Below are 24,967 nucleotides of genomic sequence, written 5' to 3'. Positions count from 1 at the left end.
CTGGTCAGATCATGTCGAACATCAGGAAGCGTCACACCCCGGAGCAGGTCGTCCGCAAGCTCGGGCAGGCCGACAGGATGCTCGCCGACGGCAGCGACATCGCCGCGGTGTGTCGGGAGCTTGGGATATCCGAGCAGACGTATTACCGGTGGCGTAACCAGTACGGCGGACTGAAGGCCGACGACGCGAAGACAGCTCTGGCCCTGGTAGCTTCCTGGGCCTTGACGCGGCGCCGTTCGTGGCCGTTCGCCTGGTCCCTCCTGCTCGGTTCGTCGCTGGCGTCCTTCCTCGGTCAGGGCATCAGGGGTGTTGTCGCGTGGGTGGGCTTCGCAGCCCTGGGAGCAGTGCTCTCCTGGAGCTTCAAACGCTGCTGACATCCGACGGACTCACGACGAACGGCCCGGCATTGCCGGGTCGTTCTGATTCACCCAAGGCGCCCCGTCAAGAGCAGGGTCGGTGACCCTCTCGGCGGTGATCCACTCCACGCCCTCTCAGTCGGCGGAGCTTCGCCAGATGCGTCGCGCCTACGGGTCGGATTGGCCCGTGTGTGGGCCGGGTCGGATTGAGTCGGCGGCGCTGACCCGTAACCGATCCGAACTGACCTACGCGGCAAACGCGCCCATTGCCAGCCTCGCAAGGCAAACACCTGCCGGCGCCACCTGCAACAGTCGGACTCACATCCCACAAACAAACGACGAAGGACACGCGATGACTCACCCACTCGACCAATGGGCCGCAGGCTCCCACGACGCCCAAGCCGTCGTGCACCTCCTCGCCCGCGCGTTCGACGGCGTCCTCGCCGCGCCTGGCCGCCCCTGGGTTATCACCCACGACGGCTGGACCGCGCTCAATGACGACGCACTCGGCCATGCTGCCGTCGCCGCACACAGCGAAAGTGAACGCCGAATCCTCGCCGCAGCACACTCCCTCCTGACCGGCGCGCCCGTGGATCTGCGATGGGTCACCACCAACCTCGACCGCACCAGCGCGACCGCGCTCGTCGAGGCCGTCGCTATCGCCGCCGGCCTCGCCGAGATCGCCGACCTGCTCTGACAGCAGGGGGCGACCAAGCCCCATGCAGCAACCGCTGTAGGAACGCGGTTCGCTCGTTGTTCATGTGCCTCTCCTTGGTCAACGGTTGCCGATGGCGCGGATGCGCATCTCGTCGTGGTGGCGGATCGCTTCGGTGGTGACTCCCCCGAGGCTGCGCCGTTCCGGGCCGTCGTATCCGTCGAGACCTTCGCCTCCGGGGGCGCCGTCGGGGTTCTTGGTCCATGCGACCACGACCCGCACGGTCTCCTCGATCAGCTCCGCCCGCGTCAGCTCGGTTGAGTCCTGCATGGCCTCGCGGACGGCGGCGAGGGCGGCGGCGTTGTGGTTGTTCTGGTACATCTGTCCTCCTTGTGGGGCAATTAGGGCAATTGTGGCAGTGCTGGTCACAGCTCGTCACGGAGTCGATGGATCGGCCGCGTCAACGCAGTGTCGATTCGACTGTCCGGCATCAACTCGTACAGCTTGCGCTCGACATCTCCCCCGGCTCCTCGCACATGGCTGACCACGTGACCCCGGCCTCACGCATGAGCAGCGCGAGCTCCGCGGCCAGAGCGCCGAGGTCGCGCAGGTAGGCGTCTTGCTCCTGGGTGTCGACCCGCTGGAAGTGTCGAACCGTGCGCAGTTCTTCCGCGGCGCGGGCGACGGCGGCGTGCTGGGGGTCCATCTGTCGACTCTCCTTGACTCGTAGGTGTCAGATCCTCGAGGAGCCCCGGCGGGGCAGGCGCCCCGGCGGGGCAGGCGGCAGCTCGGCCGCGCCGGTCCGCTCCTCGGCGAGCTTGCGGGCTCGCTCGGCGCCGTACCGCATGGCGGCGACGATGAACGTGTTGCGGCCCCGAGCGGCGATTCCTGCGCGTTCGTCTTCCTCGCGGGCGATGTCCATACGGGCCACGACGTCCTCGGGCACGCGGACCTTGTTGCCCTTGCGCTTGGCCTTGCGCTCCTCCCCCGTCTTCACATCGACCACCGTGGCGGGCTCGCTCGGCAGGTCGGCGAGTCGCTTCTCCCGCACGCTGGGCCGCAGCGCGGCCAGCTCGCGCACGGCCTCGGCGGTCCAGTGGTCCAGCCCGTTAGGTGCCGCCTCCCCCGGAGTCGGTAGTCGGACAGGTAGGCCGCCCTCGCCAACTCCTGGGTGCTCTCGTGGACGTAGAGACCGACCTCGACCGGCGTCGAGGTCCGGGCCGTCCGGCGCCGGGCGGCCCTGCGGGCGTCTTCGGGGTCGAGCTGGTCGGCTCGGGCCTCGTCGCCTGGGGTGCGGCCGCGGTGGTGGGTCGGTCACTCTGGGCGATGTCGACCAGGCTGACCTTCGGCTTCTTGCTCATTGCACGTCTCCTGCTCTCGCTAATGCCTTATGTGCCTTTGTTGCCTTATTTCAGATGGTGGCGAGGATGGGGGCCAGGGCTGCCCGGTAGTCCTGAGTGATGCCGTCTTCGGGCGCGAACAGCCCGACCGGCATTCGGGCGGCGAACGCGCTGGTGGCCGAGGTCCCCACCTTGCGGACCGGCGAGCTGACCTGTCCCGGATACCGCTCGGTGAGCACTCGGATCAGGTCGTTGTCCAGCGTCTGCCGAGCGTCGACCTTGACCGGGACGTACCACACCACCTGCTCGGGCATCCGTCGCCGCAGCCGGCGGGTGACGCCGGCGCGCCATTCCGTCATGCGGTCCAAGGTCAGCAGGGCCTCGGTCTCGGCGGGGACGGGCACGATGACGACCTCGGCGGCGGCTATCGCGGCGGCGGTGCCGCGGCCGTAGTCGCCGGGGGTGTCGATCACGGCAGCGTCCCACTCCTCGGCCTCGGGGAGCACGTCGCGCAACGCGGTCACGGCCAGGTCTGACACCTCATCCAAGCCGGGTCCCCCTGGATCACATCGACACCGGGGATGGCCGGTGACTCCACCGTGCACGCGGTCGCTTCGGCACCGTCGAGGAGGTCCAGGCTGGTCATCTCGGGCACGTCGTAGGCACCGAATCCCATGCGGACGCTGAGGGCTCGCGCTTCGTCGAGGTCGATCGCCAGGACTCGCTTTCCGGCACGGGCCAGCGCGAGGGTGACCTCAGCCGCGGTGGTGCTCTTGGTCGCGCCTCCCTTGCGCTGCTGAATCGCAATCGTGCGGGTCATGGGGGTTCTCCTCTACGCTTCGGGCATCCGGGGTGGTTCCCGGATGCGCGTTCCCTCTTGGGTTCCGTGTTTGACGGTCGCCCCCGCCCCTTCCGGCGGGGGCGACTCTTCATGCGTTGCGACCTATCGCAATTCTAGGGCTTCTAAGGCTGTAATGGCGGCTAAGGCGCTTATGTCGAGGTCGTCGAGCTGCGCCGGGGCACGGCGGGCGGCGTGATCTGTGGTCCAGCACTCCCCCGCCTAGCACCCCGACGCTTCGGGTCTTCCCGGTCACCGCGGGTTGGGGGTTGCGGTGACCGGGGGCCCGAGCGCGTCAGCGTCGCGGTCTGCGGCACTCCTCGCGCGTGCAGTGGGGTCCGTGCCAAGGTCCGAGAACGGTCCCTCCTCGTGAGTCCATGAACAGCACTCGGCGGATTCCGTCTGCTCCGATAAGGCGGCAACCCTCGGGTACCTGCGCCCAGGGACGGTGCTGTGCCGACTCGCTGCGATAGTTCATCGGTGGGTCTCCTTCGCCCACGCCCAGAACTGCGCCTCGCGGCAGTCCTCACGGGTGTGCAGCGCGCTCAGGCGCTCGGCCGTGCGGTACTTCGATCCGCACTCGGGGCATTCGATCATCGCTCCGAAGGGGTTGGGGCCACCGAAGTCCTCTCCGGTCGATCCCTCGTCGTAGTGCTCGCTCATCTCGCGTCCCTCCTGGATTTCGTCGGGGTGGTCAGTCCCGTCCGTGTTGACTTCGCTAGTCTAAGGCATATACGGCAATTACGGCAACAGGGTACGCGTTCCGAAATGTGACGCGTAGGCGTCAAGGGTGGTGCCCGACGCTACGGGCGGCCGCTCACCCTCGGCGGGCGACAATCCGCTGTCCGCTGACGTGGGCGGGGTAGAGCACGAATCGGGTTGTCTCCCCGGGCCGGGGGGCGAACTCGACGCCTTCGACGACCGAGCCGGGCTCGATGGGCCCCAGCTCGGCGATGACGCGGCGGGGCGGGCTGTAGGCGATGCTCCCCAGGGCCAGCACCTCATCCCCGGCGCGCAGCTCGTCCAGTCGCAGCGGCAGCGTCACTGGGCCGTGCTCCTCGATGGGCAGCGTGGCCCGGATCGTGCTCAGGGCGCGGATCGCGTCGTCGGCCTGTGCGAGGACGGCCGCCTGCTCCTCCTCGCTCGGGGGCATCGGGCTCACCATCGCGTTCAGCGCCCAAATCGCCATCGTCACCGCGTCGGTCTCTCGCATGTCGTTCTCCTTCTCAGGGTGGCGGGGTGGTCGGCCCCGGTTTCCGTGCTGTGCCTTCATCCTAAGGCATCTAAGGCAGTTAGGGCAAGGCAGTTGACCTGGGTTTTTAACTTCTCTTGCTCGATTGTTGCCGCGGTGGTGGGGCCGCGGATCGCACGGCCCCACCACCTAGGGGCGGCTCACCGCCGCGGCTTGCCCCAGGCGTCGAACGACGGCAGGGGGGTCGGTCGGTGTCCCGTCCACCCGTGCAACCAGGCGTCCTCGATCTGGTCATCGCTGGCTCCCTGGCGGCGTGCAACCTCCAAGTGGGCGCGGTATCGCTCGGCGTCGTCGGCGTGGCTCGCGTCGGTCAGCCTGTCCAGGGTGAGCAGGAACGCGGCGGTGTCCGCCTCGGGCAGCGGCTCGGGGTCGGGCAGGCAGCGCGTCGCGTCGTGGTCCTGGCCGGGCATCGCGGCACACGTGAGGCACTGGCCCTCGATGAGCGGGGTTCCCTGCTCATCGGTCGGCCTCCAATGCTCGTCGCCCTCCTCGTCCTCGCTGGCGTGGTACTCGATCACGGCTCGCACCTCCTTTTCCTCGATTCCCAGCAGGCGCAGCACCTCGGCGACGGCCTCGATCTCGCGACAGGTGAAGTGCGGACTGACCTCGGCCAGCGCGTGATCCTTCATCAGTGACTCGGCGACGATGGCACGCACCCGCGCCAACGTGTGCGCGGCCTCGGCGGGGGTGTGGAATTCTTCGGGCATCGGTTCCTCCTGGTCTTCCTCGGGGTGGTCGGCCCCGTGTCCGCGTTGCGTCTCCATTTTAAGGCATTTAAGGCTTTTAGGGCAAGCATGTTGACATGCCGTTTTGGCTCTCCCCTTCGGCCTCCGCCGTGGTGGTCGGGCCGCGGTTCGCGCGACCCGACCGCCACGGGGGCGGTTCAGTGAGGCTCGCCCCAGGCGTTGAATGAGGGGCTAGGGGCCTTGCGGCGGCCGTCCCAGCCGTAGCGCCATGCGTCTTTGATCTGCCACTCACTCGCCCCCTCGCGGCGGGCGATGTCCAACGTGGCGCGGTATCGCTCGGCGTCGTCGTGGTGGCTCGCGTCGGCCAGCCTGTCCAGAATCCGCCAGAACTCGGTGATGTCCACCTGGGGCGTCGGCTCGTACTCCTCGCCGGGCGTCGCGGCGGGGGTGTGGGTTCCTTCGGTCACAGGTTCCTCCTGGTGTTCGTGGGGTGGTCGGCCCCGGTTTCCGTGTTGTGCCCTCACCTTACGGCATCTAAGGCAGTTAGGGCAAATGAGTTGACGTGCCGTTTTGCCTCCTGCTCACGCGCGGTTCTGCGCGGTGTCCAACCTCTTGCCCATGCGGTCGGCGCATCGCTGGCACGCGGGCACCTCGCCGAGGATCGGGTGCGCGATGGTCCCGGCGGGCGGGTTGGGGCAGAGCGCGAACCACTGGCACTTGATCGCGGGGGCGGGGTTCTTCGTCATGGTCGGGCCGTCCTTTCGGGTGACGGCTAGGTGTCAGTGCGGGGCCGGCCTTTTGGCCGGGCCTCGCAGGGCGGGCGGTCGCCCGCCCTGCGGTGCCTCAGTCCTCGACGTGCTCGGGGTCGATCACTCCGGGGTGGTCGGGGTGCTTGCCCATCGCCCAGAGGCGAACCTCGGCGCGGGCCTCCTCGTGGCGGGTCCAGTCGCAGCCGTGCACTCCGCAGAACTCGCAGCGATCCATCGGTTCCTCCTTGGCCTTGGGATGGTCAGTCCCGGTTTCCGTGTTGCTCTTAGATTGTAAGGCATATAAGGCATATAAGGCAAATCGACGACCGATCCAGGCATTGCGGGCGGGGCACTCGGTGCGCCCCGCCCGCGGGGGTCAGTCGCGCGCGACCTGAACCAATCCGGCGGGGCCGTAGGCGTCATCACCGCACAGGGGGCAGCGGAAGACGACCGGGGCGGAGGGTGCCAGGTACGCGGGAATCGGGGTGACGATGACCTCGCCGCACTCGTCGCGTGCGATGGCTGCGGCGGTGGCCTCGACCTCCTCGACTCGCTCGGGGCTCTCGGTGGCGGACTCGTCGCCGTAGCCGATGAGGACGGCACAGGGGGCGCAAGCGAAGCCGACGGCGTAGGTATCGCGGGCGATGCTCGGCGCGGTGGGGGTGGTGCTCATGTCTTCCCCCTTGGGTGTCGGGGTGGTTAATCCCGGTGTCCGTGTTGACTCTTAGATCATAAGGCATCTAAGGCAATTAAGGCAACCCGTGGAGCGGGTTTTTCCCTGGTCAGGCGCGGCGGCGGGCCCTGACCTCGGCCTCAATCTCGGCCAATTCCTCGGGGTCTCCGACGCACTCGGGAGCACCACACCAGCACCACGACCCGTGCGTGCTGGTGCCGTCGTCGTACTCCGGGCAGGTCCGGCCTCCGGTGCATCCGACCTCGTAGCACTCGGGGCACGCGCTGGCCTCGGGGGCGCTCTGCTGGGTGGGGTTGTTCGACATGGGCGGGCCTTTCTCGATGGGCCGACTCTCTCACTGTCGGCGCGGGCGTGGCGGGTCTTCCAGGGCTCGAGGTTGACGCCTAGGCGTCACCGCCGGGGGCGATCCTCGCCCCCCGGCGGCGGGGGATCACCCCCGGTCGGCGTCGTCGTCGGGCTCGACCTGCTCGCCGATCAGGTCGGGGTGGGTGAACGTCTCGTGACAGACTCCGCACACGATGGGACCGGCCAGCGCAACGGCGCGGGAGGCCCTGATCTTGCGGGGCTGCTCGCATTCGCAGGTGAGGGCGTATCCGTTCTTGGGGGCCTTCTTCTCGCCCTCGTCCTCACTCTGGTTGTCCGTGCCCTGGCCGCCGTCGGTGTCCTCGGGGCCCGTCACGACGAGCCCGCCCTCGGCGGTGCGGTAGGCGCGGATCGCTCGGGCGAGGGCTGCCACCTGGTCGGCGTAGAGTCCGGCGGTCGCGGTCGGGATCGCGGTTCCGCTCCATCCGATGCCGGGCACCTGGTGAATCGTCAACCCCAGGGATTCGGCGACCTGGCGAAACTTGGTGTTGTGGTACCGCCCCTGACGAGAGGTGTCCTTAATACCGCGAGCGTGGGCCAGGGCGTGCGCGGCCTCGTGCAACAGGGTGCCGGTGACCTCCACGGCACCCAGGGCCAGGCCCTCGCCGCCGACGAACAGCTCGTGCGTGGTGGTGCCGTCGGCGCCAACCCAACGGCGGGCGGCAAAGTGGCCGAGTGTCAGCTCTCCCTTGCGGGTGCCGATGCTCCCCGCACCGAAGGTCACCACCACATCGGGAATCTCGGGCGTCGTGGCCTGGAAGGCCGCCCAGAGGTCTTCGACGGCCGCGACGACTCGGGAGGCTGCCATGCCCTGCGCGGTGGTCTCGTTGCTCATCGTGTCCTCCTGAGTTGTTCGGGCTGGTCGGGCCCGGTGTCCGTGTTGATACCTAATTCTACGGCATCTAAGGCATCTAAGGCAAATTGACGCTTAGGAATCATGTGTGACGTGGACCACATTGACCCCCGGCACATGGTCGGGGCCGCCGGGGGTCGCCGTGGGTTGTGTTCAGAACGGCGGGTTTACCGGGTCATACCTGGGTGCACGGCGTTCCTGTTCGGCCACGATGGCCAACGTGGCGGCGCGCTCCGCTTCGATCTGTCGCAACTCCTCGGGGTCACCCACACACTCCGGGGCTCCACACCAGCACCACGACCCATGCTGACTCGTGCCGTCGTCGTGCTCGTAACACTCTGCGCCGCCGGGGCAGGTGAAGTCTCCGCAACTGCACATGGCGTCATTGAGGGCGTAATGCAGCGTGGCGTCGTTCAGTGTCCGCAGGGGTCGCCCCTGGTCGTCGGTGCCGCAATCTTGGGGTGTGCTCATTGCCATGCCCTCCGGGATGGTGGGTGCTGTGGTGACGCGCACAGGGTGAGCGTCGTTGTAGGTGGCAGTGGCGGCCGTGAGTCCGTGCACGACTTCCTGCCAGACGCTCTCCGCTTGGTCCTTGCTCATGGCGAACCGGGCCGCGAAATCATCCGGCGTGATCGGCGCCCCGGCGAGAGTCACGGTCACCACATGGTCGGCCGGGTCGCAGCGGAATACGACCGGCCGGTCTTCGGGTGCCGACGCGGGCATGACGTCGAGGCATCCGGCGTGCGGCCTTCCCTCGCAACCTGAGAATCGGAACTCGCCCCACTCGATCGCCTGCGCCCCAAGACTGCTGTCGATGCGGTCTAGCGCGTCGACCATTGGTTGATCCCACACCTGCACGGGGCCGCTGTATCGCTCCTGCTGAAACTGTCCCTCGGTGCCGTCGTCGCTTGGGGTGCTCATTGTCGTGCCCTCCGGGATCGCCTGGGTGTCGTTGTCTCCGTTCATGCCTATAGTCTAAGGCATCTAAGGCAGATAGGGCAATGGTTTGGTGTGTTTGTTTCGATGAAATCTCGAGATTCTTGGGCGTCTCATCACCCCGTCGCGAGCATCAGCCCGAGACGACGCCCCGAGGGCTAGAGCCGCCTTAACCTCTCTCCTCGCGTGCCGTGCGGTTCTGCCTGCCCTGGCACGGTTTCGGGACTCGACCCCCGCGATCCGTGAGCCCTGGGGGGTCGACAACCTCAGCCCGAGGCCCCACCTCCCTCCTCCTGAGCCGCTTTTCCCCAACCGCCGGCGACGGTGAGTCGCCAGGGGTGCTCTCGTCCCGCTCCTTGTCGCGTACGGCCCGAGGGAATGGGCTCTCTTGCTGCACCTTCGGCAGACCAACGTGCCCCCGATCGCACGGTGCTCACCTAGCACGGTGCGGTTCGGGAGCGACCTCGACGCCGTTCTCACTGACCAGCGATCAACCGTCGAGAACGACGCTGTGCGTCGGGGTGTTAGGCGGGTGCATTGGGTGCCCAGACGGCCACGCTGCCGCCGTGCCCCGACGCAGCCCTACGGCCGCAACCCATCCACGCGCCGGCGGTGAGTCCTCAGAAGACGATGCGTTCGCCTTCTGGCGTCTCGATCCATTCTTCGTCCTCGTCCCCGGTCGACTCCTCCTCACTGGCCTGCGCAGTGGTGGATGCCTTGGGTGCCTCGACCCGTGGTTGCAGCGGGGGAGCGGCGAACAGCTCCGCGAAACTCGGCGCCTGCGGGGCTGCCTGCTCGCTCGTGTCCGGGGCGTCCTCGTCCGGGGTGTTGCTCTCCCCGCTGGGTGCCTCGGGTGAGTCCTCGCCCGGCAGGTCGTCGATCTTCGTCACGGCCACGCGGTGCACGCCCTCGGGCTCGACCAGGATGACTTGCCCGGTGCCGAGCTTGCGCAGCTCCTTGGGGTGGACGATGAACTCCTCGACGCGCCGTAGGGAGCCCACGCCGGTGCCGGGTGCGACCGAGCCGAAAATGTCGCTGTCCTCGGTGACCTGAATCGTCTCCTGCCAGCTCGCCTCGGTGCCGATGTGCTCGGCGCGTGCGGAGGCGCTTCCACGCTGCCGGTGCAGAATGTGGATGCCCGCGTTGTCCCAGACCGACTCGGCGAACTCGTCGCTGACGGCCGAGAACGCTGCGTCGGTCTGCGCCGACAGGATCGTGCAGCCACCTCCGCTGCGCGATCGCTCGAAGCAGTCACGCAACGTCTCGCCGCCGATGGCGCCGAATTCATCCAGCATGAGCAGGGTCCGCCCCCCGGTCCGGTCCGGCCATTCCTCGTCATCGAGCTGGGCGAATAGGCGGGTGAGGTCTTTCACGACCAGCGTGGACAGCGCCCGAGCTGAATCGGCGTCGACCTGCGCGTCCAGGCTGAACACCAGCACCCCTGCCTCACGCACGAAGGTGTCAATGTCGACGGTGTGCTCGTCCTCCACGCTCAGTCGTCCCGCCTCGCTCTCGGCCAAAGTCTCGATGCGGGCGATCATCCCGCCGACAGAGGACCTGTAATCACGGTCCTTAGCGGCCCGTGCGACCCGCTTCCCGACCTTGGCCTTCACCGGGTCGACGAGCTGAGGACGGATGCGCGCCAGCTCCTCCACCTCCATGAGCAGCAGCAGGTCCCCGAGGGTCCGCTTCCACTGCGTGCCGTCCTTGCGGGCGAGACCGCGCTCGATGAGCTGGTCCAAAGCTTGCAGACTCATCCGCAACCAATTCAGCCCGTTCGAGCGGTGGTAGGGGTCGGAGAATCCACCGTCTTTCATCGTCGCCAGGGCTTCCATCAACCGGGAAGTGACCTCTTGGGAGGAACCGTGCCGCAGCGGGTTCACGTGCGCGCTCGGCCCCGACAGTGACACCACGGCGCAGCGACGATCGGCGAGTGCGGCCAGCCACTTCACACTCCGAGCGAAAGCCTTGGACCCCTTGAGGTCGATCAGGACAACCCCGATGCGAGCCCCTCGCAGACCGAGCAACGCGATCCACAACAACCGCAGCAGCGTCGTCGTCTTACCCAGGCCGGTAGGGCCGGTCACGACGACGTGCGAGAGGAACCATGAACCGCGCCACAGCACCGGCTCCCCGGCCTCGTCGATCCCGAACAGAGCCGCGCTGTCTGTCCACGTCCCCGCCTCCCCAGGGCGCGAGGCGCCCTGGGTGCGGCGCACCCGCGCCGCCAACCGAGCCACGAGCGACGACGAGCCTTGCTCGTCGTCCTGCTCGCGCGCAGCGTCAGTGGTGGACGCAGGGGGCGACGCCGCGATCTTCTTCGCCCGCTCGTGCGCCTTCGCCGCCTTCGTCCCCGTCAGATGCGTCGAGTAGTCAGGACGATGCACCCTCCACGTCGGCCGGAAACGACGCCGCCGAGACAGCACCAGCCCGCAGATCACCAGCGCCATGCCGATCCCAAGCGGGATTTGCCCCCACAGCCACAGCAACCACCGCTCCTGGACCAGACCACCCAGAACACGAACCGCCCCGCCATCACGCAACATCAGCCCACCGCGAGCGACAACCGCCGCCATCTCCCGCCACGGCGAAACGTAGATACGACCCGCCCCGAGACCGAACAGCAGCGGCAACAACACCAGCCCCGCGAGCGTCACCCACCATCCACGCACCCGCTCCATAACGGCTTGACGAGAAACCACCAAAACCCCGACAAAGGTCAGAACGGCAGTGACGGGATTCAGCAGAGCAATTCCCCACACTGCCGCTCGAACCAGCGCCTCGCCCTCGGAAACGGGCCGCTGAGCACCTGGACCACCAATCCACGGCACCCGGGGACCGGCAACTGCCGACGCCTCCCTCAAGGCCTTTCCTCCCATTCCCACCCGCGCACAAACACCTTCGGCCCACTACCCGCGACGACCTTGTTCGCCTTCTCCGCGGCCTCCTCCAAACCCTTGCGCACGCCGGGCGCACCGTAGTACGCGACCCGCAGATACCGCGAGCTGAGAGCGTATGTCTCCATCAGAGCAACAGCCCGAGTCCGGTCCTTGCGGGCCAACTCCACCTCATGCGCAAGCAACCCCTGCTCATGCACCGTCACCAGATCGGGATAAAGAATCGCGCGACCTGCCCCCGGCGCTGCACGCAACGCGAACTCAGGAAACTCCGCACGCGGCGGGTCAATAGCGCGAATCTCGACCTCCGTCATAAAGGACCCGATGCTACGTCGGTGATGCAACCACGTCGCACAATCCACCACCGCCAGATCGTGATGCAACGTCCCCACCACAGGCCGTCGACCCGCGTGCTCAATCTCCACGACCCGCAACCCCTCACGGGTCACGCTATGCGTCATCGGCCGATCACCCAGCAACTTCGCCGACTCCACCAAGCCCAGCTCCCTAAACCGACGACACGACCGCTCCACCTGCTTCACCAACGTCGCCGAATCTGGATCAAACCACGCCACAACCTGATACGCCGTCACCGCCCGCCACCGAGACATCCACGCCAACCACTCAACATCACGACTCGTCAACCGCACACCAATCACCTCCTCAACCTTCACTCCAACCTACACACAACCCAAAACAAACCGACCCACCAAAAACCGGCCTCAACTACCCGACCACCCCGCTCTAACCCGCACCTAATCACCTAACGCAACCACTACCCCAACTCCACCTAAACTTACAACCACCCTCCACCCCCAACTACCCGCTTTAACCTGAATCTGACCACCTACCCCAACCACAACCTTCTTCAACCTTGACCACAACCAAACCTTGACTTAACCATTGAACCTACTCCCCACCTGTTCCTAACCTTCACCACAACCAAACTCCCTCCCCCACCCTGACCACTCTGCTCGCTCCCCAGGACACCACCCACTGACTGAGGGACGATGGCGGTGGGTGGTGTCCTGGGGAGCGAGGCGTTTACGCTGGTCAGGGTGGGGGAGGGAGTTCCCGCAAGAATAGGCTAGGAACAGGTGGGGAGCAAGTCTGGAACACGCCTCGATCGTATCCCGAGGCGGCTCCGAGTGAAACCCCGGAGCCGTCCGGGTTCTTGCCGTGTCTCGGCTTGTCGCCGCGTCGCGGCCTCGCCGCGACCGGCTTCGATTTCGGCTGCGAACTTGGCTCGCCAGCTCGTCGCCTCTCGATCCCGGCCCGTTTCTCCGGGCCGCTCACGGCGATGAGCGCCGAGCGTGAGGCGATCGCCTCGCGCGCGTGAAGAGGACTCTCTAAGGAGAGTAGAACTCTCCGATGGGTCGCCATTTCGTTCCCCCACAGAAGACACCAGCCGCCGGCGGGCGCGCACCCGAGCACGAGCCGCTTCGAGCAACGCCTCGACCTCGACGGGGCGCGATCCCGGCGCGGTGAACTCGCCCCGCGATCGAGCTTGCTCCATTCCCCGGCGACGCCTCTCGCTCTCCTCACGCTGACGCAGGACCTCCTGAGCCCGCTGACGAGACAGCGGAGGCAACGGCTTGCCTTCCTCATCGGTCCAGTGGTTCAACCTCCACCGCAAACAACCGACAACCGATTTCCATGTGGTCGTGAAAGTCCACGCCTCACCGGAAGGTGTCTTGGCGATAGCGGTACGGATATCGTTCGGGGTCCACCCCGCCGCGAACCAGGGCCTCAGCGTGGATGCCAGACAGCGCGTCGATATTTGACGCAGCGTCAGATCATCGGCCCGCATCCGCTCAGCGGCAGCACGCCGCTCAGCGCGGGTCCTAGGGACCTTCGACATGAGCCAAGAACCATCGCCTTGATTCCCGGCCGGGACGGGTTGCGGCGCCTCGACAAGTAGCGCATATTCCGCCCTGAGATTGACGGGAGAATCGCTTTCGGCATCCCACTCAATCGTGCCGGGCGCCAGCTCCATCAGCCAACCCTCGGCGATGAGTCGAGCAATGCCACGCGAAACCGTGCGGGTGCTCCGGGCCATTCTTTGTGCGAGCACGTCGTGTCCGGGAGAGGACCATCCCACGTCGATGCGCCACTGATATGCCACATGGTTGACCAGCTCAACCATCGTGGCACGTAGATCGCGGCGGAAAGACTGGACCTCGATCCAGTCATGCACTCGACGCCGCCATTCGACGGGATTCGTGGTCACCACACTGCCACGGGGCACACCAATGCGAGCCCGCCGCCGACGTCGCGTCCGCGGACGAGGAGATGCTTTCTCTGATTCTCCGAGAGGGGTAGTCACGGCCTCACAGGCGCCGGCCGACGCATCCGCCAACGGCGACACGCCGCGCCCCGTAAAGGCGCGCAGGACTCCCTCTCGGGGGTCCTGTGGTGCTATCGTGACTCCCGAGTGATCAGTGTTTCGTTGTTGACCAGCTGAGCGCGTCAGGCCGCCAAGCAATCGGCGCCAGCCAGGTCATCCAAAGACGTTGTCGTTGTTGAGGCCCGGTCTCCTTCCTATGGGGGATCGGGCCTCAACCTATTGCCTCCCGGTGCCTCGTGGTGCTTCGACACGCCGCCGGGTTTCATGTATGCGGCAGGGTGTCGGCCTGCGGCTGCCCATCGAGACGGCCCTCCCGCTCGATCTGCTCCACTGCCGCTGGCACGTACTGACGCAGGAGGTAGCGCAAGGCGCGCACCATGTGCCGCTCGCCCAGGGCTTCCTTGAGCTGGTCGAGCAGGGCGTCATCGGCGGGGTCAAGATAGAACTGACGCAAGATGCGGGCCTGCTGCTGCTGGGAGTTGGGCTGTCGAGGCATGGTCTCTCTCTAATGCATGAATCGGGTGCTCAGCTGGAAGTTGGACGCGCCGCGCCGACGAACCTCGCGGAGTAGTAGGGCTTCACCAGGCGCCCCCGGAGATGAACCCGGTTTGCGTGCGCAGACTCAGCCCCGTGCGCGGTGCTTCGGCGATCGCGCCGTTCCCCACGAAAACCATGACGTGCGTGACACGCCCGCCGCCCGGTCCGAAGAAGAGCAGATCGCCGGGTTGAAGCTGACTCAAGGAGACCGCCGGCAGCGCGTCGTGCTGCTGCTTGGCCGTCCGCGGGAGAGTGATTGTGCCGCCGCTGCCGCGGTACCACGCCATCTGAGCAAACGACGAGCAGTCATAACCAACGGTGCTCGCGCCGGCGTCGAATCCGCGGGACGGCCCGGATGGGCCACCACCGCCCCAGCTGTAGGGGATGCCCTTGGCGACCTCGGCCAACCCGGCGTTCACGGTCTTGCTGCCCACGTCGGCGCCCACGAGAGGACCGACGAAGCTGTTGGGTGCGCCCCCGTTGGGGCATTGCTCCGCGGCAGCGTTGAGTGCAGACGGATCGAGGGGCGCCACCGGCGCAGTCGACGCCGAGCCCGCCGTGCTCGTGCTCGCGCTGTACGCCTGCACGATCACCCGCGCCGACGCCTCCCACTGCGCATAGGCGTCGGGAAACCCACTGCGCTGCACTGCCTGCGCCGCCTGGGTCAACGGCATCTGCTGCCAATCCGGCACCTGCAACAACGCGTCATAGAACTGCCCGGCCGCCCAGGTCGGATTCTGAAGCTGAGCGGGGCTGCCCCACCCCTGCGAGGGGCGCTGCTGGAACGCCCCCAGGGAATCCCGGTCACCATGATCGAGGTTGCGGAGCTGGCTCTCTTGCATCGCTGTCGCAATCGCGATGACCAAGCCACGCGGGGGAATCCGGCGCTGTTGACCCACGGCGATGATCGTCGAGGCCACCGACCGGGCCTCGGCCTTGGTCTTGCTCGCGGTCCCCACGAACGGAGCCTCGTCGATCGAGCCCGGCGTGAAGGTGCCCAGAACGGCCGTCTCCGGGGCGCCACAGTCATTCGCGGCTGCGGCCTGCTGACTCACGTTCGGGCCCGAAAGCAAGGCCAGGAAGGCCAGCGGCAGACCGATGAGCACCACGACGACAACACCGAGCCACTTGGTCACGATGACCCTTGCGCGGTCGGAAGTGTCGGCGCCGGGGCACCCGCTGCGGTGCGGCCCACGGTGGTGACGACGACTCGGCCCGCCGTGTCGGTAAGACCGAGCATCAGCGTCGAGGCGTCGTCGAGGTCCAGACTGACCGTCGAAGTGGCCCCGGAGCGGGCCACGACGTGCGATGCGCCGACGGGCGCGGGCAAGGTCGCCGGATCGACCTCACTCAGCGTCGTCGCCAGACGCGGCGTCGTCACCTTCACCAAGCCTGCCCGTCGCGCCTCCGGTGTCCCAGGTGCTCGCCACGCTGCCACGAACGCTTCCGCGGCACGGACCGAGGCTGCATCGGCATCTTGCGGCGCTGAGGGCGCGGGTGCGGTTGACTCCGGGGTGTCAACGGGCGGGGCAGGGGCCGCGGTCGGCTGCGACGTCGTTGCAGCCGCCGGCGGCGTAGCCGGCGCTTCCGGACGATCCCGGAACCAGAGCACAGCGCCAAGGAGGACCGCCGCGGCGAGAACCGCGGCCACCACCGGCCACCACCGGCCCCCCGACCGCTGAGCCTTCTCGACCGACTCCGGAGGCGGGGGAGGTGGTGCATGGTCAGGAACAACCGCATCCAGCTCGGCGTCGTCGTAGTCACGCCAGTTCATCGCTCGTTACCTCCCGGATTCTCAGGACCACCACTGCGGCGCCGCCTCGGCGCGGGCTGGCTGTAGCCGGTGCGTGCTCGCGGCCGAGGAGTGCGCTCACCCGCCGGCTGCGCTCCTGCTCGGTTCGAGGACGACCCGCCACCGCTGGACGAGGACCGCCGCGCACTCGGCGCGGCCGACGACGACGAGGACGACCCGCCACCGCTGGACGAGGACCGCCGCGCACTCGGCGCGGCCGACGACGACGAGGACGACCCGCCACCGCTGGACGAGGACCGCCGCGTCCCTCGGGTCTCGCCGCCGGTGCTGGGGTTGGCCCAGACACGTCGGCGATTGGGAGACAACGGTCCATCCGTCCCGGTCAGTGTTGCCAAGTACGCGAGGTCCTCGGGGACTGACGTCTCCTCTCGCTGAGTGCGTCGTGATTCTCCTGGACGTCTCGTCGGGGCGCCTCCTGGCGCGGCACTAGGTCGTCCCGAATCGCCGTCAGAGCGGGTCGGGCCGCCCTTGGTTCCAGGCCGACGAGCACTCGGCCGGCTACCGGGCCGCGTCGCGTCGCGTCGTGCTCCACCCAGGACACGACGCGGCCCGCCTCCGATGCCGGGTCGGCCACCGCCGGTGCCGCCACCTGCATCACCGTCGCCGCCGCCGGTGCCGTCGTTGGGCGGGTCGTCCTCGTACGTCCCGCGGCCCCGGCCGCGGCCCTGGTCCTGGCCTTGAGAGCTGCGTTGACGCTGACGGCCTCGACCGGAGCCAACCAGGGACCGGGCCGTGTTACCGAGCCCCCGAAGCGCCAGATATGCCCCGAGGCGTCCCCAACCCGACGATGCTCCACCGCCGGTCAGCACCCGCTCCAAATAGGTCTTGGCCCGCAGGGCTCCCGCGAGTGTGGCGAAACCGAAAACCGCGGCCGGGAGATAACCCTCCGAGACGGTCGCCGCGATCACGACTCCGTTGATGATCTGCGCGGCGCTGATGATGCCCAGAATGATCCCCGACAGGACCGTCAGCCCCGCGATCAGCAAGAAGATTTCCGAGCCCACTCGTCCGGCCCATCCGCCCACCATCAGCAGACATGCCCACAGCACACCGAACACCAGCAGGATCAACGCCGTCGTCCACGGCAGAACAGAACCGATGGCAAGGGACGCGTTCACCAGGAACAAGCCCCCACCGATCAGCACGGCTATGAGCGACGTGGCGATACGACCCGAAGGATCATGCCCCTGAACGAACCTCACGGTGGGGGCGTCATCTCCACCCTCAGAAGGCTTTATGACCTTGTCGATGTATTGCTTGCGCTCGTCGTCGGTCTTCAACTTCACCCAGTCGGGGCCGTACCGTTTGCATGCCTCAAGCGACCCGAACTGCGTCTGGCACCAGGGCGTGACGCCGAAGACGCGCCACTGCGCGTCACCCGTGCGACGCGCAAGCTGCTCTTGGTGAGTGCCGCCGGTGACGGCGCCGCCGTCGAATTTGAACGGCATGTCAAGCTGCGCCTGCCCGGTGGTGCCCAGGTTTGAAACAGAGGATGAGAGGAGCTGGCGCCCATCATCGAGCGAGCCGAGGAGTCGGGAACCGTCGATGGCGAACCCCGCCGCGAGGAGTCCCCCACGAGGAGTCCGATCAGCGGGGACATGTAACCGCGCCCGGTGAAGTGCGACCACAGCACGCCCAGCCCGCCGAGGATGAGGGCGGTCGGGAAAAGCCAGAGCATGAGGTCACCGGAGATGGCACTCACCTCTGCTCCCAGCGGTGCGGCGACCTCGACTGAGGTCAGCCGGGTCGCCCACCACGGCAGAGCCACCGCGAGACGGGTCAGCATCAGCGCGATTTCTTGAAGGGGCTCATAAAGCACGTAGGCCGATTGAGCCACGACGTCGGTAAGACCGAGGTCCGAGGACACGATGTAGGCGTTCAACCCCACCTGTTCCAGCAGGGTCGTGCCACTGCCACCGGCCAAGGAGGGCAGGGTGAGCAGACCGCCGAGACCATCGGGGGTTGTCGGGCTAACCGCCGCGGCTGTCTGGCGAACGAAAAGGGCCGGCCTCACGGAAGTGCCCCCCGAGGAGCGTTTCGAGCGGCGTCGTGGCGTTCCCCGAGCCGATCGTGACCCGCTTGACGACCTTGCCCGTGGCGTCGTCGACCAGGATGGCGGACCGGAGACGGTTCTGTCCCTCGGCCTGCCACTGCACGAGGATGCCGACGCCGCGAGTCTGCCCACCCGCCCCGTTCGGCAAGGTAACAACCGGCGTCGCCTGTACCACCGAGACTGGCTCGATGAGGCGGTTCCCCACTCGCGCCGAGCCGTAGATTCGTTCGCACGTAACGGGATCGGGCTCCAAGCCACACGCAACCGTCTTGTCACCGCTCTGGATGGCAGTCTCGTAGCGGATGGCGGTCTGGATCGCCGTGGTGACCTGCGGTGCCTGACTCACCGAGGGAGCAGCGGCCGGCGGTGCCTGATAGCTCGCCGGGGTCACCGCGTGCGCGGCGACCCACCACACACCGAGCGCGACGAGCAACCCGGTCAAGGTCCAACGGAGTCGGCCCCACTGCGGCCACCGCATTCCCGACCGGCGCACCCGCGCGGGGCGCACTCCCGCCTGATCATGCGCCGCCGGCATCTCCGGTTCGTCCCAGCTCTCCGGCATCTCATCGGAGCCGTGGTCACCCGGCACGAGGCGAAGGTGTGGCTGCTCGTGGTCGTCGTTGTGCGTCATGGCCTCTCCTCGAAGTCGCCGGCACTCACCGGCACCGGCTCCCAATCACTGGCGACGTCCAGCACGTCGCTGTCGACGGTGTGCTCCTCTGTCATGTCCTGCATGGATGCGCGGTACCGCTCATCACGCTCAGCCGCTGCCGCGCCGGACGTATCCAGCAGCGCAAGGACTTCGGCCGAGGGCAACACCCACTGCATCGTGGCCACGTCGCCCCACCTGTCCTGCGCCAGACAGTGCCCGCGGCGCACACCCCGCTTGCTATTGCCGTCGAGGTCGCTCTCGTCCCGGTCCAACGTGGCGATGACGTGCGGGGCGTCGCTGTCCGAATCAAGGCGCATCAAACGCACGAGCTCCTGTTGCTGCCGCTGGGTGCGCTGCGCGAACGCGAACGTGCTCGACAGGCCCTCGACGATGCCGGGGACGTCCGCGATGCCCTCGACGTCCTGAGAGTCCGCCAACAGCGAGACCCCCATGAACGCCGCCATGCGGCACATCTGCTCCAACCAGGCCCGCCCGTCGCTTGTCGCGAGAAGCACGTGAGCCTCGGGAATCGCCAGCACCTTCACCCGCCGCCGCTCCCGAATCGACGCGGCCATCATGGAGCACCAAGCCAGCATTCCGCGCAGGGCCGCGACCTGCGCACGCTGCGGCGCGGTCCAGTCGGTCGCCGGCTTCCCAGCCTCGGGAAGCTGCGGCAGGGGCAGGTCCAACACCGTGATCCCGGCCTCACGACTCAACTCCACGCCCTCCCCGCTAGGGCGCCCGGCGATCAAGCGGCCGTACCCCGAGCGGGTCACCGCGTCTAGCGTCTTCCCGACTCGATCCCATCGGGGGTCCTGCTTTCCGCGTTCGAGAATGCTCGCGACCACACGCCAAGACCGCGGATCGTCGGGGTGGGCCTCCACCTCGCCGGCCACGGCCTGCTGAATCACGTCCTCGTGGTCAGCGGCGATCCGGTGCGGCAGCAGAAGGGCGAGCTGTCCGGCGGCGGCATCGGGCGCGAAATCCGGCTCCGTCGCCACGAAAGCATCGAGCGCGCCAGCGTGAGCCTCAAGAACGGAGATCACCCGGCCCGGAACATCGAAACGTCGAGCCGCGTCGACGAGCCCCTTGCCGTCGCCCTTCACGTCCGGCAGAAACACGTATGGCTCCAAAGCCTGATTCTGCGGAGCCAAGCACGCATCCAGCGCGGCCAACATCATCGCCACCGTCTTACCGCGGCGTGTGCGTCCGGTCAGGAGAGTCAGGGGCGCATCCGCGGCTGCCGTCGCCTCGGTGCACAGGAATCGGACCAGCGTCGCCGTCAGGCCGGTCGTGAATCCGATGGCTGGCACGCTCGGGTCGGCCGAGCCCACCTGCGACCCGGCCCAAAACCACGACTGCGCCAGAGCGTGCGTGTCGCGGTGGTGTCCCAAATCAGGGACACGCACCCGGTCGCCGATCAGCTGTTCCAACCAAAGATCGCGCTGCTCATCCTCAGCAACCCACGCCGTGATCCCGATGGCGTCGTAGCAAGCAACGACGGCGGCGGACTTGGCTTCCAGCTCCTCAATGCTCGACGCCGAAATGATGATGCGCGGGTGATCCTCGTCGAGCTGCACATGGTGACGCTGCAACGCCATCTCCATCTGCGCCGTCTCATCCTCGGCGGTCAAAACATGGTCTGAGGGCTCACCGGCGCTGCTCTTACCGGCCTCGATGCGCTGTTCCTTTGCCAACACACGCACGCTGCCGACCTTGCTGACGGCCTGCTGCCCTCGAAGAACGGAAATGCGGATCGAGACATCAGCCAGGACGTGAACCGGGGCGGGCTCCTCCCACCCCTCCAACATCAACGGCACGGTCGTCAGACCATTCAGGCAGGCGATCCACTCCTGACCGGGCGTGACCATCACCTCGGGGAAGTCGGTCAAGGCCAGGACGCGCACGAAAGACACGACCTCCCCACGGGCATCGACGATGCGCAGATGATCCGGCATCGGCTCGGCACGCCCGGACACCAGGCGCGCAAGCTGCGCGCCCTTGAGCTGATCCGATGCCGGAATCTCGGCGCCACGGTGCATCTCACGCGAGATAGACCACGCGATCGTCTCCGTGCTCGCGGCCTGCGCCCGCCACAGCGTGTGCGCGAGCTGGCGTCCCAGCTGCACCGACAAGGACAAAGCCTCCGCCATTTCCGCCGACGACACCGTGCCAGCCGTCAACCCCAGCGAACGACCGCTGCCGCGGTATCCCTTGCGGGACAACAGCTTGACGCTCAACAACACCTGCCGCTCGGGCAAGTCCAGCTCGTCGATGCTGTCGGCACGGGTCTCGGCCCACTCCCGCACACGCGGCCGTCCGGGCACGTCGACCGCGGGCAGGTCCAGACCAGCCAAGTAGGTATCACCGCTGATCCGGCCCCACACGACCTTGAGATGAGCCTCGCGGCCGGTGAGCACACGGAAAGCCGACAGGGCATCGTCGTGCTCACGGTCCAAAGAACTCTCGCCCTTCACGTCGCTGTTGGTGCTGCGCAACGAATAGACGCCCCACACGGCGTCGTCGGTCACGACGACACCCGGCGCGATGGCGCGATACTGCGGTGGCGCCGCGGCGGTCCGCCGGCCGAAAAGAGACCCGAACGTGCCCATATGACCTCGCCCTACTTCCGTCGTTCTTGCCGGGATCGCACCAGCCGTGCTCGTGCTTCCTCAGTCCCGATGAGCTGCACCCGCGGTGCCAGCAGGACAGCGCGTCCCTGCCTCATGTCGATCGACTGCCGGGGCCCCGTGTACGTGCGATGAGTGGCGACCTGACCCGGCCGCAACACGTCCTGCCACCCAGCGGTGCGAGACCGAATCCGCTCCCGCACCGGAAGGCACTCCTCCCGATCCGGCTGCCTGCGCCCCAGCCCGATCACTGGCTGATGAGCACGCACGATCCATCGCAAGCTCAGCATCCAATCGGTGACGCGACGACGGCGCGAGCACCGTCCTTCCTGCCACCCCAGCCACGCGAAGATCGAGGGCGGCACCATCCACAGCGCGACCAGCGGAGGAATCCAGGGGACCCGCAACACGCTCAGCAGGACCCACCAGGCCAGATAGACCATGACGCCCCACCCCAGAGCGGCGCGGGGCACGCCCTCACCAAGATCGACGCCGAAAAGCTCGTGCTGCCGAGGCTCGATCCGCATGCTGCGGGTGATCGTCCGCCCCTCACGCACTGCCGCTACCGCCGGTGCCAGCCCCAGCGTTGCCGCCGCCGAAGGTCTGGCGCCACAGCCAGATAAAGATGTTCTTGGTCTCGTCTGGCAGGAAAATGAAGCCCGCGACCACCACCGCGAGCATGAGGAAACCGATCAGCTCCCCCACGCTCGCCGCGCCAGCATCCACAGCCCGACCATGATGACGATGACTGCGAAGAAAGACCCTCCGATAGCCGTCGCCCAGGTCACTAAACCCGTTCCAGTACCCATGATTCAGTCCTCTCTCTCGTTGCGGTTGACACGTTGTGGTCAACCTGCGGTGATTCCGGCCACGCGCCAGCTCGTCGATCCAGACGCGCTCACCTGAGTGAGCGTGAGCCGATACCGCTGCTGAATTTCAGCCGCGCCCAGACGCCATGTCACGGTCGCGGTCGCCGGGCGCGTCGGCCCCTGGCCCTGATAGACCGTCCACTCGCTCACCCCGACCGGCTGCACAGTGCCTCCCAGCGGAGCCAGATTCACTCCCGGCGCGGTCGCCTGCGACAGCGCGCCAGCATCGCGGGCCGCGAAGGCCGCGAAGAACGCTGCCCCGCCCGCCTTGGTCTGCGCGGTCAGGTCGGCATCGGGCGTGCAGGTGGCATCCCCGACCCGACAGCGCGGCCCCTCCGTTGGCGACATCGGTGACGATCCCTCACCCGGAAGTGAGGTGAACGCCGCGCCCGTGCCGTCCACGAGCACCCGTGCGCCATCGGTGTGCACCGGCACCGAGACTCCAAGCCACTGAGCGGGCGCCTTGCCGTTGGTGATCTGTGCCAGCACCGTCACCACGGCCCGCGTCGGCTCGACGACCTGGATTCCGGCCGGTACGACATTGCGGACCACCACCGCACCCTGACCGTTCCACCCCGTGTTCTCCGTGGCCGACCCGGCGGGCGTATCCAGCGCCATCCCTGCCGCCCGTGACCGTGACTGCGCCGGGCTCAGGCTCAAGTAGGCCGAGGTCCAGCGCGCCGCGACGCCCTCGGCCTGGCTCGTGGGGAAGGTAACCGACGCCGGCAGACTCGGGGCCGGCGGCGCGGATGGCGGCCCCTGCACCAGCGAGGAGATGCCACGCGCCACGATGACGAAAGCCACCAAGCCGACCAAGACCTGCAAGAACCGGCGCAGCATGACCGCCGTGCGTGGCTCGGGGTCGAGCATGAACGCCGACGTCGCCCCCGTATTACCGCTGACCTCATCGCCCCGACTCGACGTCGAGTTCGGCCGCGATAGAGAGAACCGGCGCACGCCGCCGCCTGCGCGTGCATTCCTCTCGACCCTGCGGGGCTCCTGAACCGGCTCGCTCTGGACCGCGGCTCTCGGCGCCGGTGACGTCGCCCGCGCACGAGCGAACAGGCCGTCGTCGACGGCGGTCTCGCCCCGTTCCTCAAGCGCGCTGCTCATACCGAAACCCCGGCGAAGAAGTCATCATCGCCAGCGGCGGGCTTGACAGCCTCACCCTCCGACGACGACGGAGCCGGGTCGGCCCCCGCAACGGTCCGCCGCCTGCGGGTATCCAGCGGCCGAGCGATCTTCCCGGCCCGCACCCACTGATCGACCACCGTGCGGGTCTTGCCGTCCTCGGTCCTCTCCCACTCGTTCACCTGCCACGAGCCGACGACATACACGCGGTCGCCCTTGTGCAGTTGCTCGGCCGCGGCCTCCCCCAGCGCGCCACCGACCTTGACCTTGACCCGCATCGCGCCCCGCTTGACCCACGCACGGTCACGGTTCTGCCGCACGTCATCGACAAGCATCCGGAACTCAGTCAGGTGCCCATCACCTCCGAGGTCCACGCGCTCAGGCTCGGCAACCAAGTTGCCCTCAAAGCCACCCCACATCTCGAACATGACCCACCACCTCCGATTTCATGTATGAATCCATAGTGCAGCATCCAGCCGATAGATGCCAGCACCGGACACGGGATGAAATCGCCTGCGACTCAAGCGATTCCGGGACCCTAGGTGCGCGCGAGTCGCACGGTTGACACCCAGGAGTCATGGAATGATCAGGCGGGGCACCCACGGGTGGGGCGGTGGCGTCGGCGGACTTCACAAAGCAATATCCCAGCCGATTGGGCAACAGAAGTACACATCGGGCAATAGAGTACGCTGTCGACTGCATGGCGTGGTCGCAGCTGAAAGGCGTGCGCGTCAAATGACACAACCGAACACCGACCTCGACACGATCCCGGAGCTGCGGGCCTACCCGCTGATGATGACGACCGCCGACGTCGCCGAAGTGCTGAACTTGCGTCCGGTCGCCGTCATGCGGCTGCTCAACCGGAAGGCTCTCCCCGGCACCAAAATCGGCAGCCAGTGGCGCATTCGCCGAAGTGACGTCCAGCGCATCATCCTGGGGGAATCCGTCGTCGAGGAGGAATAGCCCACCAGAAAGGCTCTCGATGGCCACCACTCCTCTCATCGCCATCACGCGCACTCTGACACCTAGCGGTCAGCCAGAGGTGACCATCGACGGCCGTCATGTCTCCCCGGAGCCAGGCGAATCGGCAGATCAGGCAGCCCTTCGAGCTGCTGCGCGCCTCGCTGACCGAGCACCCGGTCGTGTGGTGCACGCAGACATGGCCGACGAGCACGGCGCCTCATGGCGAGTCGCAATCCACGCCGACGGATCGGTACTGGCCCTGCCCAATGACGAGCAGGATGAGGACCCGACGACACAGCTAGAGGCGGTGAGTCCTGCTCCTGCCCCGCTGTCCCTGCCGGACACGACCCCCG

The 24,967-nt window shown here is 67.4% G+C and carries 30 protein-coding genes and 1 pseudogene; 5 read left to right on the top strand and 26 right to left on the bottom strand.

What is annotated here, in order from left to right; all coding sequences use genetic code 11:
* Positions 1-11: 11 nt before the first annotated feature.
* Both QQK49_RS23055 and QQK49_RS21855 read left to right on the top strand, forming a co-directional pair.
* Positions 12-233 (top strand): annotated as a pseudogene (locus QQK49_RS23055) (transposase); the annotation flags it as partial.
* Positions 234-708: 475 nt separating this feature from the next.
* The gene (locus QQK49_RS21855; protein WP_284306051.1) at positions 709-1,053 is read left to right on the top strand and encodes a hypothetical protein; all 345 of its coding nucleotides are present in this window, start codon (positions 709-711) and stop codon (positions 1,051-1,053) included.
* A gap of 78 nt (positions 1,054-1,131) precedes the next feature.
* On the opposite strand, the gene QQK49_RS21850 is transcribed toward QQK49_RS21855, so the two are convergent.
* The 20 genes from QQK49_RS21850 to QQK49_RS21755 form a co-directional block, all read right to left on the bottom strand.
* A complete protein-coding gene (locus QQK49_RS21850) occupies positions 1,132-1,392 on the bottom strand; it encodes a hypothetical protein (protein WP_284306049.1) in 261 nt (86 codons plus the stop codon).
* Positions 1,393-1,501: 109 nt separating this feature from the next.
* Positions 1,502-1,717 (bottom strand): hypothetical protein, encoded by a 216-nt coding sequence (locus QQK49_RS21845; RefSeq protein ID WP_284306047.1) that lies wholly within the window; start codon positions 1,715-1,717, stop codon positions 1,502-1,504.
* A 27-nt stretch (positions 1,718-1,744) separates the two neighbouring features.
* Positions 1,745-2,092: a hypothetical protein gene (locus QQK49_RS21840; protein WP_284306045.1), complete on the bottom strand. Its 348-nt coding sequence runs from the start codon at positions 2,090-2,092 to the stop codon at positions 1,745-1,747.
* 330 nt (positions 2,093-2,422) lie between these two features.
* Complete coding sequence (locus tag QQK49_RS21835; protein ID WP_284306043.1) at positions 2,423-2,899, bottom strand: ParA family protein; 477 nt, start codon at positions 2,897-2,899, stop codon at positions 2,423-2,425.
* Entirely contained in the window at positions 2,872-3,171 is a 300-nt protein-coding gene (locus QQK49_RS21830) for a ParA family protein (protein ID WP_284306041.1), read from the bottom strand. Before QQK49_RS21830 ends, QQK49_RS21835 begins: the two co-directional genes overlap by 28 nt.
* A gap of 492 nt (positions 3,172-3,663) precedes the next feature.
* Positions 3,664-3,852: a hypothetical protein gene (locus QQK49_RS21825; RefSeq protein ID WP_284306039.1), complete on the bottom strand. Its 189-nt coding sequence runs from the start codon at positions 3,850-3,852 to the stop codon at positions 3,664-3,666.
* A gap of 154 nt (positions 3,853-4,006) precedes the next feature.
* A complete protein-coding gene (locus QQK49_RS21820; RefSeq protein WP_284306037.1) occupies positions 4,007-4,402 on the bottom strand; it encodes a hypothetical protein in 396 nt (131 codons plus the stop codon).
* A 179-nt stretch (positions 4,403-4,581) separates the two neighbouring features.
* The gene (locus QQK49_RS21815; RefSeq protein WP_284306035.1) at positions 4,582-5,148 is read right to left on the bottom strand and encodes a hypothetical protein; all 567 of its coding nucleotides are present in this window, start codon (positions 5,146-5,148) and stop codon (positions 4,582-4,584) included.
* Between the two features lie 176 nt (positions 5,149-5,324).
* Positions 5,325-5,594, bottom strand: coding sequence for a hypothetical protein (locus QQK49_RS21810; protein WP_284306033.1), 270 nt, complete (start codon positions 5,592-5,594; stop codon positions 5,325-5,327).
* Between the two features lie 114 nt (positions 5,595-5,708).
* The gene (locus tag QQK49_RS21805) at positions 5,709-5,873 is read right to left on the bottom strand and encodes a hypothetical protein (RefSeq protein WP_284306032.1); all 165 of its coding nucleotides are present in this window, start codon (positions 5,871-5,873) and stop codon (positions 5,709-5,711) included.
* Positions 5,874-5,970: 97 nt separating this feature from the next.
* Positions 5,971-6,111, bottom strand: coding sequence for a hypothetical protein (locus tag QQK49_RS21800; RefSeq protein WP_284306031.1), 141 nt, complete (start codon positions 6,109-6,111; stop codon positions 5,971-5,973).
* A 141-nt stretch (positions 6,112-6,252) separates the two neighbouring features.
* The gene (locus QQK49_RS21795; RefSeq protein ID WP_284306030.1) at positions 6,253-6,549 is read right to left on the bottom strand and encodes a hypothetical protein; all 297 of its coding nucleotides are present in this window, start codon (positions 6,547-6,549) and stop codon (positions 6,253-6,255) included.
* Positions 6,550-6,658: 109 nt separating this feature from the next.
* On the bottom strand, positions 6,659-6,874 hold the full coding sequence (locus tag QQK49_RS21790; protein ID WP_284306029.1) for a hypothetical protein: 216 nt from the start codon (positions 6,872-6,874) through the stop codon (positions 6,659-6,661).
* Positions 6,875-7,000: 126 nt separating this feature from the next.
* Complete coding sequence (locus tag QQK49_RS21785; protein WP_284306028.1) at positions 7,001-7,768, bottom strand: hypothetical protein; 768 nt, start codon at positions 7,766-7,768, stop codon at positions 7,001-7,003.
* A 171-nt stretch (positions 7,769-7,939) separates the two neighbouring features.
* Positions 7,940-8,752: a hypothetical protein gene (locus tag QQK49_RS21780; protein WP_284306027.1), complete on the bottom strand. Its 813-nt coding sequence runs from the start codon at positions 8,750-8,752 to the stop codon at positions 7,940-7,942.
* Between the two features lie 590 nt (positions 8,753-9,342).
* Positions 9,343-11,379, bottom strand: coding sequence for a type IV secretory system conjugative DNA transfer family protein (locus QQK49_RS21775; protein WP_284306026.1), 2,037 nt, complete (start codon positions 11,377-11,379; stop codon positions 9,343-9,345).
* A 203-nt stretch (positions 11,380-11,582) separates the two neighbouring features.
* Positions 11,583-12,293 (bottom strand): hypothetical protein, encoded by a 711-nt coding sequence (locus tag QQK49_RS21770; protein ID WP_284306025.1) that lies wholly within the window; start codon positions 12,291-12,293, stop codon positions 11,583-11,585.
* A gap of 1,935 nt (positions 12,294-14,228) precedes the next feature.
* On the bottom strand, positions 14,229-14,462 hold the full coding sequence (locus QQK49_RS21765) for a hypothetical protein (RefSeq protein WP_284306024.1): 234 nt from the start codon (positions 14,460-14,462) through the stop codon (positions 14,229-14,231).
* Between the two features lie 82 nt (positions 14,463-14,544).
* Positions 14,545-15,639: a C40 family peptidase gene (locus QQK49_RS21760; protein WP_284306023.1), complete on the bottom strand. Its 1,095-nt coding sequence runs from the start codon at positions 15,637-15,639 to the stop codon at positions 14,545-14,547.
* Positions 15,636-16,277, bottom strand: coding sequence for a hypothetical protein (locus QQK49_RS21755; RefSeq protein ID WP_284306022.1), 642 nt, complete (start codon positions 16,275-16,277; stop codon positions 15,636-15,638). Before QQK49_RS21755 ends, QQK49_RS21760 begins: the two co-directional genes overlap by 4 nt.
* A 90-nt stretch (positions 16,278-16,367) precedes the next feature.
* On the opposite strand from QQK49_RS21755, the gene QQK49_RS21750 reads away from it, so the two are divergent.
* Both QQK49_RS21750 and QQK49_RS21745 read left to right on the top strand, forming a co-directional pair.
* Positions 16,368-16,691: a hypothetical protein gene (locus tag QQK49_RS21750; protein ID WP_284306021.1), complete on the top strand. Its 324-nt coding sequence runs from the start codon at positions 16,368-16,370 to the stop codon at positions 16,689-16,691.
* 806 nt (positions 16,692-17,497) lie between these two features.
* A complete protein-coding gene (locus tag QQK49_RS21745) occupies positions 17,498-17,800 on the top strand; it encodes a hypothetical protein (RefSeq protein ID WP_284306020.1) in 303 nt (100 codons plus the stop codon).
* Positions 17,801-18,286: 486 nt separating this feature from the next.
* On the opposite strand, the gene QQK49_RS21740 is transcribed toward QQK49_RS21745, so the two are convergent.
* The 6 genes from QQK49_RS21740 to QQK49_RS21715 form a co-directional block, all read right to left on the bottom strand.
* Positions 18,287-18,811 carry a hypothetical protein gene (locus QQK49_RS21740; protein ID WP_284306019.1) on the bottom strand — a complete coding sequence of 175 codons (525 nt, stop codon included), beginning with the start codon at positions 18,809-18,811 and terminating at the stop codon, positions 18,287-18,289.
* Between the two features lie 185 nt (positions 18,812-18,996).
* A complete protein-coding gene (locus tag QQK49_RS21735) occupies positions 18,997-21,633 on the bottom strand; it encodes an ATP-binding protein (RefSeq protein ID WP_284306018.1) in 2,637 nt (878 codons plus the stop codon).
* Between the two features lie 11 nt (positions 21,634-21,644).
* Positions 21,645-22,178, bottom strand: coding sequence for a hypothetical protein (locus QQK49_RS21730; RefSeq protein ID WP_284306016.1), 534 nt, complete (start codon positions 22,176-22,178; stop codon positions 21,645-21,647).
* A gap of 22 nt (positions 22,179-22,200) precedes the next feature.
* Entirely contained in the window at positions 22,201-22,377 is a 177-nt protein-coding gene (locus tag QQK49_RS21725) for a hypothetical protein (RefSeq protein WP_284306015.1), read from the bottom strand.
* A gap of 122 nt (positions 22,378-22,499) precedes the next feature.
* A complete protein-coding gene (locus tag QQK49_RS21720) occupies positions 22,500-23,390 on the bottom strand; it encodes a conjugal transfer protein (protein ID WP_284306014.1) in 891 nt (296 codons plus the stop codon).
* Positions 23,391-23,629: 239 nt separating this feature from the next.
* The gene (locus QQK49_RS21715; RefSeq protein WP_284306013.1) at positions 23,630-24,079 is read right to left on the bottom strand and encodes a single-stranded DNA-binding protein; all 450 of its coding nucleotides are present in this window, start codon (positions 24,077-24,079) and stop codon (positions 23,630-23,632) included.
* A gap of 307 nt (positions 24,080-24,386) precedes the next feature.
* Between QQK49_RS21715 and QQK49_RS21710 the strand changes: the two genes are divergently transcribed.
* Positions 24,387-24,614, top strand: coding sequence for a helix-turn-helix domain-containing protein (locus tag QQK49_RS21710; protein WP_284306012.1), 228 nt, complete (start codon positions 24,387-24,389; stop codon positions 24,612-24,614).
* Positions 24,615-24,967: the final 353 nt, after the last annotated feature.

The organism is Mobilicoccus caccae (assembly GCF_030161635.1).
Lineage (GTDB): Bacteria > Actinomycetota > Actinomycetes > Actinomycetales > Dermatophilaceae > Mobilicoccus > Mobilicoccus caccae.
The sequence above is the reverse complement of the archived record's forward strand: the minus strand, read 5'-3'. Positions and strand labels throughout refer to the sequence as shown.

Excerpts from the sequence above, each read along its gene's own strand:
- QQK49_RS21825 (WP_284306039.1), bottom strand. The coding sequence starts at position 3,852 with ATGAGCGAGCACTACGACGAGGGATCGACCGGAGAGGACTTCGGTGGC.
- QQK49_RS21820 (WP_284306037.1), bottom strand. The coding sequence starts at position 4,402 with ATGCGAGAGACCGACGCGGTGACGATGGCGATTTGGGCGCTGAACGCG.
- QQK49_RS21715 (WP_284306013.1), bottom strand. The coding sequence starts at position 24,079 with ATGTTCGAGATGTGGGGTGGCTTTGAGGGCAACTTGGTTGCCGAGCCT.
- QQK49_RS21780 (WP_284306027.1), bottom strand. The coding sequence starts at position 8,752 with ATGAACGGAGACAACGACACCCAGGCGATCCCGGAGGGCACGACAATG.
- QQK49_RS21720 (WP_284306014.1), bottom strand. The coding sequence starts at position 23,390 with ATGCTCGACCCCGAGCCACGCACGGCGGTCATGCTGCGCCGGTTCTTG.
- QQK49_RS21735 (WP_284306018.1), bottom strand. The coding sequence starts at position 21,633 with ATGGGCACGTTCGGGTCTCTTTTCGGCCGGCGGACCGCCGCGGCGCCA.
- QQK49_RS21805 (WP_284306032.1), bottom strand. The coding sequence starts at position 5,873 with ATGACGAAGAACCCCGCCCCCGCGATCAAGTGCCAGTGGTTCGCGCTC.
- QQK49_RS21790 (WP_284306029.1), bottom strand. The coding sequence starts at position 6,874 with ATGTCGAACAACCCCACCCAGCAGAGCGCCCCCGAGGCCAGCGCGTGC.
- QQK49_RS21850 (WP_284306049.1), bottom strand. The coding sequence starts at position 1,392 with ATGTACCAGAACAACCACAACGCCGCCGCCCTCGCCGCCGTCCGCGAG.
- QQK49_RS21815 (WP_284306035.1), bottom strand. The coding sequence starts at position 5,148 with ATGCCCGAAGAATTCCACACCCCCGCCGAGGCCGCGCACACGTTGGCG.
- QQK49_RS21730 (WP_284306016.1), bottom strand. The coding sequence starts at position 22,178 with ATGCGGATCGAGCCTCGGCAGCACGAGCTTTTCGGCGTCGATCTTGGT.
- QQK49_RS21845 (WP_284306047.1), bottom strand. The coding sequence starts at position 1,717 with ATGGACCCCCAGCACGCCGCCGTCGCCCGCGCCGCGGAAGAACTGCGC.
- QQK49_RS21800 (WP_284306031.1), bottom strand. The coding sequence starts at position 6,111 with ATGGATCGCTGCGAGTTCTGCGGAGTGCACGGCTGCGACTGGACCCGC.
- QQK49_RS21755 (WP_284306022.1), bottom strand. The coding sequence starts at position 16,277 with ATGAACTGGCGTGACTACGACGACGCCGAGCTGGATGCGGTTGTTCCT.
- QQK49_RS21795 (WP_284306030.1), bottom strand. The coding sequence starts at position 6,549 with ATGAGCACCACCCCCACCGCGCCGAGCATCGCCCGCGATACCTACGCC.
- QQK49_RS21745 (WP_284306020.1), top strand. The coding sequence starts at position 17,498 with ATGCCCCTGAACGAACCTCACGGTGGGGGCGTCATCTCCACCCTCAGA.
- QQK49_RS21710 (WP_284306012.1), top strand. The coding sequence starts at position 24,387 with ATGACACAACCGAACACCGACCTCGACACGATCCCGGAGCTGCGGGCC.
- QQK49_RS21830 (WP_284306041.1), bottom strand. The coding sequence starts at position 3,171 with ATGACCCGCACGATTGCGATTCAGCAGCGCAAGGGAGGCGCGACCAAG.
- QQK49_RS21855 (WP_284306051.1), top strand. The coding sequence starts at position 709 with ATGACTCACCCACTCGACCAATGGGCCGCAGGCTCCCACGACGCCCAA.
- QQK49_RS21765 (WP_284306024.1), bottom strand. The coding sequence starts at position 14,462 with ATGCCTCGACAGCCCAACTCCCAGCAGCAGCAGGCCCGCATCTTGCGT.
- QQK49_RS21785 (WP_284306028.1), bottom strand. The coding sequence starts at position 7,768 with ATGAGCAACGAGACCACCGCGCAGGGCATGGCAGCCTCCCGAGTCGTC.